This is a genomic window from Rhizobium herbae (genome assembly GCF_019511375.1).
Lineage (GTDB): Bacteria > Pseudomonadota > Alphaproteobacteria > Rhizobiales > Rhizobiaceae > Pararhizobium > Pararhizobium herbae_A.
Genome location: NZ_JAEUAO010000003.1, coordinates 272,811 through 285,209 on the forward strand (window position 1 = coordinate 272,811; position 12,399 = coordinate 285,209).

The 12,399-nt window shown below is 63.9% G+C and carries 11 protein-coding genes and 1 pseudogene; 2 read left to right on the forward strand and 10 right to left on the reverse strand.

Going from position 1 to position 12,399, the window contains the following annotated elements; genetic code table 11:
• Positions 1-97 precede the first annotated feature (97 nt).
• Positions 98-264 (forward strand): annotated as a pseudogene (locus tag JNB71_RS14325) (FCD domain-containing protein); the annotation flags it as partial.
• A gap of 97 nt (positions 265-361) precedes the next feature.
• Here JNB71_RS14325 and JNB71_RS14330 read toward each other — a convergent pair.
• From JNB71_RS14330 to JNB71_RS14355, 6 genes are all read right to left on the reverse strand, one after another.
• Positions 362-1,153 carry a crotonase/enoyl-CoA hydratase family protein gene (locus JNB71_RS14330; protein ID WP_220372481.1) on the reverse strand — a complete coding sequence of 264 codons (792 nt, stop codon included), beginning with the start codon at positions 1,151-1,153 and terminating at the stop codon, positions 362-364.
• Positions 1,150-2,031, reverse strand: coding sequence for a hydroxymethylglutaryl-CoA lyase (locus tag JNB71_RS14335; RefSeq protein WP_220372482.1), 882 nt, complete (start codon positions 2,029-2,031; stop codon positions 1,150-1,152). The genes JNB71_RS14330 and JNB71_RS14335 overlap by 4 nt, the downstream gene beginning before the upstream one ends.
• Positions 2,031-4,016 (reverse strand): acetyl/propionyl/methylcrotonyl-CoA carboxylase subunit alpha, encoded by a 1,986-nt coding sequence (locus JNB71_RS14340; protein WP_220372483.1) that lies wholly within the window; start codon positions 4,014-4,016, stop codon positions 2,031-2,033. The genes JNB71_RS14335 and JNB71_RS14340 overlap by 1 nt, the downstream gene beginning before the upstream one ends.
• Positions 4,017-4,028: 12 nt before the next feature.
• Positions 4,029-4,412, reverse strand: a complete 384-nt coding sequence (locus tag JNB71_RS14345; RefSeq protein WP_220372484.1) for a RidA family protein — start codon at positions 4,410-4,412, stop codon at positions 4,029-4,031.
• A gap of 10 nt (positions 4,413-4,422) precedes the next feature.
• Positions 4,423-6,030: a carboxyl transferase domain-containing protein gene (locus JNB71_RS14350; protein WP_220372485.1), complete on the reverse strand. Its 1,608-nt coding sequence runs from the start codon at positions 6,028-6,030 to the stop codon at positions 4,423-4,425.
• Between the two features lie 76 nt (positions 6,031-6,106).
• On the reverse strand, positions 6,107-7,270 hold the full coding sequence (locus tag JNB71_RS14355) for an isovaleryl-CoA dehydrogenase (protein ID WP_220372486.1): 1,164 nt from the start codon (positions 7,268-7,270) through the stop codon (positions 6,107-6,109).
• Positions 7,271-7,632: 362 nt separating this feature from the next.
• Here JNB71_RS14355 and JNB71_RS14360 point away from each other — a divergent pair, with 362 nt between their 5' ends.
• A complete protein-coding gene (locus JNB71_RS14360; RefSeq protein ID WP_220372487.1) occupies positions 7,633-8,838 on the forward strand; it encodes a TIGR03862 family flavoprotein in 1,206 nt (401 codons plus the stop codon).
• A 6-nt stretch (positions 8,839-8,844) separates the two neighbouring features.
• On the opposite strand, the gene JNB71_RS14365 is transcribed toward JNB71_RS14360, so the two are convergent.
• The 4 genes from JNB71_RS14365 to hyi form a co-directional block, all read right to left on the reverse strand.
• Complete coding sequence (locus JNB71_RS14365) at positions 8,845-9,258, reverse strand: DUF4174 domain-containing protein (RefSeq protein WP_220372488.1); 414 nt, start codon at positions 9,256-9,258, stop codon at positions 8,845-8,847.
• An 86-nt stretch (positions 9,259-9,344) separates the two neighbouring features.
• A complete protein-coding gene (locus JNB71_RS14370; protein ID WP_220372489.1) occupies positions 9,345-10,625 on the reverse strand; it encodes a glycerate kinase type-2 family protein in 1,281 nt (426 codons plus the stop codon).
• Positions 10,626-10,688: 63 nt separating this feature from the next.
• On the reverse strand, positions 10,689-11,573 hold the full coding sequence (locus JNB71_RS14375) for a 2-hydroxy-3-oxopropionate reductase (protein WP_220372490.1): 885 nt from the start codon (positions 11,571-11,573) through the stop codon (positions 10,689-10,691).
• Positions 11,574-11,578: 5 nt separating this feature from the next.
• Entirely contained in the window at positions 11,579-12,394 is an 816-nt protein-coding gene (gene hyi, locus JNB71_RS14380) for a hydroxypyruvate isomerase (protein WP_220372491.1), read from the reverse strand.
• Positions 12,395-12,399 lie beyond the last annotated feature (5 nt).

Below are 12,399 nucleotides of genomic sequence, written 5' to 3' on the forward strand. Positions count from 1 at the left end.
TTTTGCATGTGGGAAGCGAAACGAATGTCCGCCAACGAGTTCCGCCCCGGTGAGCGGCTCGACGAAATGGTGCTCGCGACGCGTTTCGGGGCTCCCGAAGGTGCGTGTACGAAACCGCCTGTCGACATCCTTCTCGGAACATTGCGCCATCGTCGATGGATCTTTGCCGGAGACGGAGAGGAAGCCCGCCGCCTGCTGCGGGGACATGTCGGCATCCAGGGCGAGAGGTTCAGCGATCTGGTCGCAAGCATGGCGGCTAGATGATGTCGAACGCACGAAACATAGCGGCTTTGAACCGCTGACTGGTCAGCCAGTCGGCATCGGCGTCCCTTGAGTGAGCCCTCTTTCCACTTGGCGACCTTCAGCCGCTTGTCCGCCAGCTCGGCTCCCGCTTCTCCAGAAAGGCCGAAATGCCCTCCTTCGCCTCAGCCGTCTCCCAGCTGTCTGCCAGACGTTCGATCGTCGCTTCGATGACGGCGTCGGTGATCCGCATGCCCAGCGATCGTGCCAGGGCCTTAGCGCGTCCGACGGCGCCGGGAGCCACCTGCAGATAAGGCTGTATCTCCGCCTCCATCGCCTTGTCGAGCACGGCCATCGGCACCACGCGCGTTACCAACCCGGCCGCATGCGCCTCATGCGCGCCGATGATCTTGCCGGACATGAACAGCGGCCGCGCGTGGCCTTCGCCAATGCGGGCCACCACATAGGGGCTGATGGTCGCCGGGATCAGCCCGAGCCGGGTTTCCGTCAGCCCGAATTTCGCCGTGTCCGCTGCAATCGCAACGTCGGCAACGGCAAGCAGGCCGATGCCGCCGCCAAAGGCATTGCCGTGGACGCGGGCGATGACTGGCTTTTCCAGATCGTTCAACGCCTTGAACATCTGCGCCAGCCGCCGCGCCTCCGCCATCCGTGTCGCCCGGTCGGCCTCGACCTGCGCCTTCATCCAGCCGAGATCGCCACCGGCGCAGAAGCTTGTGCCCTCACCGGTCACCTCGACGACGCGCACGAACCGGTCGATCTGCAGTTGCCCTGCCACATCCGTCAACTCGTCGATCATCGCGGCCGAGAGCGCATTGTGTTTCTCCGGGCGGCCAAGCGTCAGGCGCGCCACGCCCCGGTCATCGACAAACAGGTGAATCGTCTTGAACGTCATGTGAAACTCCTCAACGCGCGCGCGAATTCCGCAGCCGTTGCGAGCGCGCCTTCGCTGAGACCCGTCTCGAACCCGCGGCCTTTCAAATAGCGATCGACCACCAGCGTATCGACGTTGCCCTTGGCGCCCGGTGCGTATGGGCAGCCGCCCAAGCCGCCCACCGAAGCGTCGAACACGCGGATGCCGTGATCCAGCGCGACGCCGATATTGTCGAGCGCCCGTCCCGACGTATCGTGAAAATGTCCTGCCAGCCTGGCCGCGGGGATCGTCGCCAGCACCGCCGTCAACATGCGGTCGACCGCCTCCGGCGTCCCTCGGCCGATCGTATCGCCGAGACTGATCTCGTAACAGCCGAGCTCCATGAGCTGTGCCGCGACATCGGCAGTGCTCGCCGGGGCAATTGCGCCTTCATATGGGCATTCTACCACGCAACTGACATAGCCGCGCATCGCAATGCCGTGCTTCCGTGCGGCCTTTGCCACCGGCACAAACCGCTCGATGCTCTCCGCTATGGAGCAATTGATATTGTGCCGCGAAAACCCCTCTGACGCCGAGGCAAAGATCGCTATCTCGTCCGCGCCGGCTGCAAGCGCTGCCTCGAACCCCTTCATGTTGGGGGTCAGAACCGTGTAGCGCACCCCCGGTCGGCGTGAGATCCCGGCCATGACATCGGCTGCATCGGCCAGCTGCGGCACCCATTTCGGGCTGACGAAACTCGTCACCTCGATTCGCTCGAACCCGCAAGCCGACAAGAGGTCGACGAACCTGATCTTGTCTGCAGTATCGATCGGCACCTTCTCGTTCTGTAGCCCGTCGCGCGGCGCCATCTCGACGATCGAGACGCGGTTCGACGCGCCGCCTGTATCCGTTCGTGACATCACGCGGCCTCGGGCTTCAGCGACAACAGGACCGTGCCCTCGGCCGTCTGGTCGCCCTCGGCGACATTCAGGCTGTCGACGACGCCGTCGCGGCTTGCCTTCAGCGTCAGTTCCATCTTCATCGCCTCCATGACGACCAACGCGTCACCTTTGGAAACAGCGTCTCCCGCCTGGACGCGCACCAGCTTGACCAGTCCCGGCATGGGCGCAACGACACGGTCGGTTCCGGCAGCATTTTCGGCTTCGCCATCCAGGGGATCAGGCAGGTGGAAATCATGGGCCTGGCCGTCAAGCAGCAGAGTCAGACCGTGCGGGGTCTCCAGCAGCAGCAAGCGGAGCTGCCTGCCGTCGACCTCGGCATGACAGCCCCCGTCGAAGCGGCCAAAAATGCGCACGGGCAGGACGCGGCCGCCGATATGAACCGCAAACAGATCGAGCCCTCGCGCTGCCACACGCAAGTCATGCCGCTCCCCACCATGATCAAGCGTCACCGTGCGCGTCGCCTGCCCCCAGATCTGCCAGTGGCCCAGCGACAGCCAGGGATCGTCGGCGGCCCGTTTCCGCAGGATGCCAAGTGACAGAACCGCCGCCAGCGCCACCGCTGCCGCATCGGGCGCTTCAGTCACCGCCAGGGTCTCGACCTCCCGGTCGATCAGGCCGGTGTCGGGATGGCCGGCTGCAAAGTCCTGCTGCTGGCTCAGGCGGCGAAGGAATTCGAGATTGTTGGCGACGCCGCCGATATGGCTCTGTCTCAGGCACTCCGTCAGCCGGGCGAGCGCGGCGGCCCGGGTCGCGCCGTGCACTGTGAGTTTTGCAATCAGCGGATCGTAATAGGGACTGATGCGATCGCCCTGGCGGACGCCCGCGTCGATCCGCACGTCGTCTTCCGGGAAGCTCAGATGCCACAGCGTGCCGGTCGACGGCATGAATCCGCGCGTCGGATCCTCGGCGTAGACGCGTGCCTCAAAGGCCCAGCCGTCGATCGCAAGCTCGGACTGCCGCTTCGGCAAAGGCTCGCCATTTGCCACCCGCAGCTGCCATTCGACCAGGTCGAGGCCGGTGATCGCTTCCGTCACCGGATGTTCCACCTGCAGCCGCGTGTTCATTTCCATGAAAAAGAACCTGTCCGGCTGCAGCCCATCGGAGACGTCGACGATGAATTCGACCGTGCCTGCTCCCTGATAACCGATTGCCTGCGCCGCCCGAACGGCCGCCCCGCCCATGGCCATGCGCATCTCGGCCGTCATGCCCGGTGCCGGTGCCTCCTCGATCACCTTCTGGTGCCGTCGCTGCAAGGAGCAGTCGCGCTCGAACAGGTGCACGACATTGCCATCGCGGTCGCCGAAGACCTGGATTTCGATGTGGCGGGGCCGCTGCAGATATTTCTCGATCAGCACGGCGCCGTCACCGAAGGCCGCTTCCGCCTCCCGCCGCGCCGCGTCGAGCGCCGCACCGAAATCTTCCGGCCGGTCGACCCGTCGCATGCCTTTGCCGCCTCCGCCAGCCCGCGCCTTGATCAGAACGGGGAAGCCAATGTCGGTGGCTTTTTCGGTCAGGAAGGCAGTGTCCTGATTGTCCCCATGATATCCTGGAACGACAGGTACGCCGGATTGCTCCATCAGCGCCTTGGCCGCATCCTTCAAACCCATGGCCCGGATGGCCGCTGGGGAAGGCCCGATGAAGGCCATTCCCGCCGCCTCGACCGCCTCGGCGAAATCCGCATTTTCCGAGAGGAACCCATAGCCCGGGTGGATCGCCTGGGCACCACACCGTTGCGCGACACCGATGATGCGCTCGATCGAAAGATAGCTCTCGGCGGCAACGGCGCCGCCGATGCGGAAGGCCTCATCGGCCATTTCCACGTGAAGCGCACCGGCGTCGGCATCGGAATAGACCGCTGCCGTTCGGATGCCGAGGCGTTTGGCCGTGCGGATGATGCGGCAGGCGATTTCACCGCGGTTGGCAATGAGTATCTTCGAAAACATGGTGTATCCCGGTTACTGCGCGGCCACGACTTCGACCTCGAGAAGCCAGGCCCCGTCAAAAATACCGGCGATCACCACCGTCATCGCCGGCGCCAGGCTGCCGAGATACTCGCTGCGGATCTCGCGATTGGCCGAGGTGTGATGCCTGTCGGCAAGATAGGTCGTCACTTTGACGATATCCGCCTTCGTCATCCCCGCGGCCTTCAGCTGCGCATCGACGTTGAGCCAGACCTGGCGGGCCTGCGCCTCGAAGCCCGCCGGCACGACGTCGTCGGACGACGCCGGGATCTGGCCGCTGACGAGCAGCAACCGCTGGAAATCCTCGAGCCGGACGGCCTGCGAATAGCCGCCCCGGGGTTGAGGGGCATTCTTGGCATTGAAAGCTTCGCGTTTCATTGTCGTCTCCTCACATCCTGAACAGGCCAAAACGGGTATCGTCGATCGGTGCATTCAAGGTCACCGATAGGGAGAGCGCCAGCACGTCGCGGCTCTTTCGCGGATCGATGATGCCATCGTCCCAAAGCCGTGCCGAAGCATAGAGAGGATGGCTTTGGGTCTCGAACAGGTTGAGCACCGGCTGCTTGAATTTCGCCTCGTCTTCTTCGCTCCAGGGGGTGCCTGCCCGCTTCAGCGCATCGCCGCGCACGGTGGCGAGCACGCCCGCCGCCTGCTCGCCGCCCATCACCGAAATCCGGCTGTTCGGCCAGGTCCAGAGGAAGCGCGGCGAAAACGCCCGGCCGCCCATGCCGTAGTTGCCGGCACCGAAGGAGCCGCCGACCAGCATGGTGATCTTCGGCACCTTCGTCGTCGCCACTGCCGTCACCAATTTGGCGCCGTGCTTGGCGATGCCTTCCGTCTCGTATTTCCGCCCGACCATGAAGCCGGTGATGTTCTGCAGGAAAACGAGCGGAATCTTGCGCTGGGAACACAATTCGACGAAATGCGTGCCCTTTAGCGCCGATTCCGAAAACAGCACGCCGTTATTGGCGATGATGCCGACGGGAATGCCGTGCACATGGGCAAAGCCGCAGACCAGCGTCGTGCCGTAGCGCGCCTTGAACTCGTCAAGCCGCGAGCCGTCGACCATGCGGGCGATCACCTCGCGAATGTCATAGGGCGTGCGCAGGTCGAACGGCACGATGCCGGCTATGTCGTCGGGATCGTAGATCGGATTCTCCGGCGCCTGCCGCTCCACGGTCGTAATCACCGGCCGATTGAGGTTGGCGACGGCGCGGCGCGCCAAAGCGAGCGCATGCGCATCATCGCGCGCCAGGTGGTCGGCGACGCCGGAAAGTCGCGTATGCACGTCTCCGCCACCGAGATCCTCCGACGAGACGATCTCGCCGGTCGCCGCGCGCACCAGCGGTGGGCCGGCCAGAAAAATGGTGCCCTGCCCCTCGACGATGATCGCCTCGTCCGACATCGCCGGCACATAGGCGCCGCCCGCCGTACACGAACCCATCACGACGGCGATCTGCGGAATGCCGGCGGCCGACATATTGGCCTGATTGTAGAAAATACGGCCGAAATGGTCGCGGTCGGGAAAGACCTCATCCTGGTTCGGCAGATTGGCACCGCCGGAATCGACAAGATAGATGCAGGGCAGGTTGTTTTCGGCGGCGATCTCCTGTGCCCGCAGATGCTTCTTCACCGTCATCGGATAATAGGTGCCGCCTTTGACCGTCGCATCATTGCAGACGATCATGCAGTCGCGGCCGGAAACGCGGCCAATGCCGGTGATCAGGCCGGCTGCCGGCGCATCGCCATTGTAGAGCCCGTGGGCGGCGGTCATGCCCGTTTCAAGGAACGGTGTTGCCGGATCGAGCAGCTGGGCCACGCGCTCGCGCGGCAGCAACTTGCCGCGGCTGACATGACGGTCGCGCGCCACCTCGCCGCCGCCGCCAGCTGCCAAAAGCGCCGCCTCTTCCACCACGCGCATCGCTTCGGCCATCGCCGCGCTGTTGGCGCGGAATGCCTCCGTAGACGTTGAAATCTGCGATTTCAGAACAGCCATTCATCCCCCGATCGACCCAACATCCGGTAGTGGTCCCCCTATATCTGAAGCAACGGCCCGATCCGTGCCTCTGGTGCTATGCCGTCTCGCCGAACAGCTCCCTGCCGATCAGCATGCGTCGTATCTCTGAGGTTCCCGCGCCGATCTCGTAGAGTTTCGCGTCCCTCAGCAACCGGCCCGCCGGATAATCATTCGTATAGCCGTTGCCGCCCAGCACCTGGATGGTTTCGAGCGCCAGCGCCGTTGCCCGCTCAGCGGCGTAGAGGATACAGCCGGCAGCATCCTTGCGTGTCGTCTCGCCCCGGTCGCAGGCTGCCGCCACGGCATAGACATAGGCGCGCGCCGCGTTCAGCGTCACATACATGTCGGCGATCTTGCCTTGCATCAGTTGGAATTCTCCGATCGGCTGACCGAACTGCTTTCTTTCATGCAGATAGGGGAGTGCCGCGTCGAGGCAAGCGGCCATGATCCCGAGCGGCCCCGCCGAAAGCACGACGCGCTCATAGTCCAGCCCCGACATCAGGATCCGCACGCCACCGCCGACGGCTCCCAGCACGTTGTCCTCCGGCACTTCGCAATCCGCAAAGATCAGTTCGCAGGTGTTGGAGCCGCGCATCCCAAGCTTGTCGAGCTTCTGGCCGGTCGAGAAACCGGCAAATGTCTTTTCAATGAGAAACGCAGTGATGCCGCGCGCGCCGGCTTGCGGATCGGTCTTGGCATAGACCACGAGCACATCGGCATCCGGGCCGTTGGTGATCCACATCTTGTTGCCGTTGAGCACATAGCGGTCGCCGCGCCTGTCAGCCCTGAGCTTCATGGAAACGACATCGGAGCCGGCGCCGGGTTCCGACATCGCCAGCGCGCCCACATGCTCGCCGGAAATGAGCTTCGGCAGATAACGGGCTTTCTGCGCATCCGAGCCGTTGCGGTTGATCTGATTGACGCAGAGATTGGAATGCGCGCCGTAGCTTAAACCGACCGACGCCGAGGCGCGGCTGATTTCCTCCATGGCGACGCAATGGGCAAGATAGCCAAGCCCGCTGCCGCCATAGGCCTCATCCGCGGTGATGCCGAGCAACCCGAGATCACCCATTTCCCGCCACAGCGGCGCCGGAAAGCTGTTGTCCCGGTCGATGTCGGCCGCCCGCGGCGCGATGCGCTCGCCGGCGAATCGGCGCACGGTGTCGCGCAGGATCTCGATCTCTTCGCCCAGAGCAAAGCTCAAACCGCCTGAATACATCGGGTCTCCTCCCCTATCACGTCACGCCGTCTTCGCGGTCCCCACGGGTGAGACGCAGACGACACCCACCGCGGCGTCGCCGGCGCACTTGGCGAACACCTGCACTCCTCCCGGGCCGCAGCGATCGAATTGGGCCGGCCAATGGACTCCTCTTCGATTTCGCCGGTACCGATTTCGACACTATCACACCCGCCCGACAATTTCCGAACCAAGACAGGGGCTTGGACGCACGTTTTGCAAAAATCGTGGTGCGGAATCGTTGTTAGGATTGCAATGCCGTCCCATTGGGCCTGCCATTGCCCTTGCGCGAGACCGCCATAGGCTCCAAGACGAGACGGCAGGATTCGACACTGGACAAACACATGACGGCAAAGCAGATCGCGATCATTGGCGGCGGGCCGGCAGGGCTGGCGGCAGCGGAGGTGCTGTCACTGTCCGGGCATGCGGTCACGGTCTATGAAGCCATGCCGACCTTTGGCCGCAAATTCCTGCTCGCCGGAAAGTCCGGACTGAACATCACGCATTCCGAGGATTACGAGCGCTTCGCCAGCCGTTTCGGCGTCGCGTGCGAGCGACTGCGCCCCGCGCTCGATGCCTTTACTCCCGCGGACGTGCGGGCATGGGCGTCCGGGCTCGGCACGGAAACCTTCGTCGGCACGTCGGGCCGCGTTTTCCCGAAAGTGATGAAGGCATCGCCGCTTCTGCGTGCCTGGCTCGGGCGGCTGGAGGCGCAAGGCGTGACGCTCTTCACGCGCCATCGCTGGACGGGTTTTGCGGACGATGGTCTCGTCTTTGAAACGCCAGATGGAAGAACAATTGTCCGCAGCGACGCCACACTGCTTGCCCTCGGCGGCGCCAGCTGGCCGCGGCTGGGCTCCGATGGTTCCTGGACCACGCTGTTGCGCGACAAGGGCGTTGAAATAGCCGACCTTCAGCCCGCCAATTGCGGCTTCGACGTGGCCTGGAGCGACGTCTTCAAGGACCGTTTCGCCGGTGCGCCGCTGAAAGCGGTCGCCACGACCTCCGACGCCGGCACCTTTCCCGGCGAATTCGTCATCACCTCCCATGGCATCGAAGGCAGCCTTGTCTACGCGCATGCGGCTGCCTTGCGCGACCGGCTGAGCCGGGACGGCCGGGCGATGCTCGTCATCGATCTCGCACCGGGAAGAAGTATCGAACGCCTGGCGAAAGACCTCGCGCGGCAGGAGGCAAAGGCCAGCCTTTCCAACCGCCTGCGCAAGGGCGCCGGGCTGGAGGGCGTCAAATCCGCCTTGCTGCGGGAACTCGCGCCCGACGCCACCGATCCGGAACGACTGGCGCGATCGATCAAGGCGCTGCCGATACCGCTGCTCGGGCCGCGCCCGCTCGCCGAAGCGATTTCATCGGCCGGCGGTGTCCGTCTCGACGATCTCGACGAGCGATATATGCTCAAGGCGCTTCCCGGCGTCTTCGCTGCCGGAGAGATGCTGGATTGGGAGGCGCCCACCGGTGGGTATCTGCTGACGGCCTGCTTTGCCACCGGTCGCACCGCCGCGCGCGGCATCCTCGCGTGGCTGCATGCCAGGTGACGAGCTTCAGCCGGGGGTTTCCAGTGCGGGTCCCTGGTCGATCAGTTCGAAGATGGTCGAGACGGGCACCACCTGGTTCGCCCGAAGCTTGACCGACCCATCCATCCCGACAAGCACCAGGGCAAAGTCGCCATCGGCGACATCGAGATCATAGCGGATGGCATGGGGGTTGAGATCATAATGCGGTCCGAACAGAACCTTCACGTCGTCGTGGCCGACCTCCAGCACTATCAGGTCGCGCTCGCGCAGTCCTTCCGTTTCAGCCAGCAGCCTGTCTGCCTGGCGCTTCGCTTCGTCGGGATGATCGCCGGGAAAGATGATGAGAACCCGGTGGCGCCATTCGAAATCGACAAGGCTTTCTCCGCCATGCTGCGGATCGATCCCCGTGCCGAGCATAGCGGCGGTCAGAGATTTCAGCATTGCCTTGATCCTCGTATCATTGAATTCCATGAGGAGACAAACCGGCAAACCGCTTTTTGGTTCCGGATTTTCGACCCGGCATGGAGTTATTGAACGAGGATAGCACGAAAGTCGTTGACGTTAGTGCCGGTCGGGCCTGGCGTGAATAAATCGCCAATGGCAGCAAAGGCGGACCAGCTGTCATGGCCGTCAAGAAGCGCCGCCGCATCGATATCGAGTGCGGCGAGCCGGGCGATGGACGCGCCGTTCGCAAACGCCCCCGCATTGTCTTCGGACCCGTCGATGCCATCCGTGTCCGCTGCAAGTGCCGACACCCCGTGGAGGCCATCGACGCCGAGCGCCAGCGACAAAAGAAACTCGCTGTTGCGTCCGCCCTTGCCCGCGCGCATGTCCTTGTCCTTCATTGTTACGGTCGTTTCGCCACCCGAGAGGATGACGACTGGCTTGCGAAACGGCCGGTTGCGCACGGCTATTTCCCGCGCGATCGCGGCATGAACGCGTCCGACCTCGCTCGCCTCCCCTTCCATGGCATCGGAAAGGATGACGGTTGCGACACCCGCTGCACGCGCCGCCGCTGCCGCCGCCTCCAAGGAAACCGCAGCCGAAGCGACGAGCCGGACGGTATTTCTCGCAAAGCGCATATCGGACGGTCGCGGTGCGGCGGAGCCGCCGCCGCGGATGACATCCATGATCCTCTGCGGCAGGTCCAGCCGGTAGCGCTCGATATATTTCAGCGCGTCCTCGCGCGTACTGGTGTCGGCAATCGTCGGCCCGGAAGCAACGAGCGCGGGATCGTCGCCAGGAATGTCCGACACGACCAATGACACGACCCTTGCGGGATAAGCCGCAGCCGCCAGCCGGCCGCCCTTGATCCCGGAAACGTACTTGCGCACCGCATTCATCGCACTGATGGGGGCGCCTGAGGCCAAAAGTGCACGGTTGACGGCAATCTCGTCCTCCAGCGTGAGCCCATCCGCCGGCATCGGCAGCAGCGCTGACCCGCCGCCGCAAATCAGCGCGACAACGAGATCGTCTTCGCCAAGCGCACCTACCTCTTGCAGTAGCCTTCGCGATGCCCTTAATCCATTTTCATCCGGCAGCGGATGCGATGCCTCCAGCACGTCGATCCGCTCGCAGGGGGCGGCGTAGCCGTAGCGCGTCACGACTGCACCTGAAAGCGGGCCGTCCCACAGCCGTTCGAATGCCTGCGCCATCTGGGCGGCCCCCTTGCCGGCACCGATCACGACGGTCCTGCCCTTCGGTCGTTCCGGCAGGTTCGCCGCCACTACCTTGGCCGGATCGGCTGCCGCGACCGCCGCATGAAAGAGTGTTTCCAGAAAGGTCCTGGGGTTTTCGATCGCAGGCATTCTTCATATCCTCACAGATCAGAAAGACCGGGCGGCAGTCCTCCTTGCCGCCCGGCCGGTTCGTCAGGCGACTGCGTGGTTTGCCATGCGTTCAAGAGCCTTGACGAGGCTCGAGTGATCGAGGCCACTGTCGCCATTGGCGGCGCAGTTGTTGAACAGTTCCTGCGTTGCCGCCGTATTGGGCAGCGAGATGCCGAGCGACTTTGCCCCCTGCAGCGCAAGGTTCAGATCCTTCTGGTGCAGCGAAATGCGGAAACCCGGATCGAAGGTGCGCTTGATCATGCGGTCTCCATGCACTTCCAGGATGCGCGAGGAGGCAAACCCTCCCATCAGCGCTTCGCGCACCCGCGCCGGGTCGGCGCCGGCCTTGGAGGCGAAGACGAGGGCTTCGGACACGGCCTCGATGGTCAAGGCGACGATGATCTGGTTGGCGACCTTGGTCACCTGTCCGTCACCGCAATCGCCGACCAGCGTGATGTTCTTGCCCATCAGCTTGAACAGCGGCAGCGCCCGCTCGAAACTTTCCTGCGTGCCGCCCGCCATGATCGACAGCGACGCCTGCCTGGCGCCAACCTCGCCGCCCGAAACCGGCGCGTCCATATATTCGGCGCCCGTCTCGCGGATCTTCCTGGCGAATTCCTTGGTCTCGATCGGCGAGATCGAGCTCATATCGATGACAAGCTTGCCCTTCGACAGGCCATAGACGACACCGTTTTCGCCGAACAGCACGTCCTTCACTTCCGGCGTGTCCGGGAGCATTAGTATGATGACGTCGACCTCCTCAGCCAGCGCCTTCGGGTTTTCCGCAAACATCAAGCCCTTGTCGACCAGCTCCTGCTTCGGGGGCACGAAGAATTTCGAGGTGACGACAGTGTGGCCGGCATCCTGCAGATGGCGCGCCATCGGCGTGCCCATGATACCCAGTCCGATAAAGCCGATTGTGGCCATGATGCTTAGCTCCTGATCTTGATGATGTCTGCGCTGTGCGGCTTCCGGCTCGTCTGCGCGAACCAGCCGAGCCCTTCAATGGTCGTCGTGCGCGGCTTGTATTCGCAGCCGATGAAGCCGTCATATCCGGCGGCTTCGAGAGCCTCGAATACAAAGGGATAGTTGATCTCGCCGGTACCCGGCTCGTTGCGGCCCGGATTGTCGGCAAGCTGGATATGGGCGATGCGATCCTGGTATCTGCGGAACGTGCCGATCAGTTCGCCCTCGGTCCGCTGCTGGTGATAAAGGTCGTACTGGATGAACAAGTTGTCGCTGCCGACCTCCGCGATGATCGACGCTGCCTGTTCGACGGTGTTGAGGTAGAAGCCGGGAATGTCGAAGCGGTTGATCGGTTCGATCAAAAGCCGGATACCGTGCCTGCCGAGTTCGGTTGCGGCCAGCCTGAGATTGGCGACGAAGGTTGCCCGCAGCACCTCGTGCGAAGTTCCGGCCGGTGCGATGCCCGCGAGGCAATTGACCATCGTGCAACCGAGCGCCGTCGCATAGTCGACGGCCGAAGCCATGCCGCGGCGGAACTCGTCCACCCGGTCGGGCAGGATGGCGATGCCGCGCTCGCCGCCGGCCCAGTCGCCGGCCGGCAGGTTGTGCAGCACCTGGGTCAGGCCATTGGCATCGAGGGCAGTCTTCAGCGCGTCGGCGTCGAAGTCGTAGGGAAAGAGGTATTCCACCGCCTCGAACCCGGCCTTGGCGGCGAGCGCGAAGCGATCGGGGAACGGCGCCTCGTTGAAAAGCATCGTCAGGTTTGCCGCGAATTTCGGCATGAACA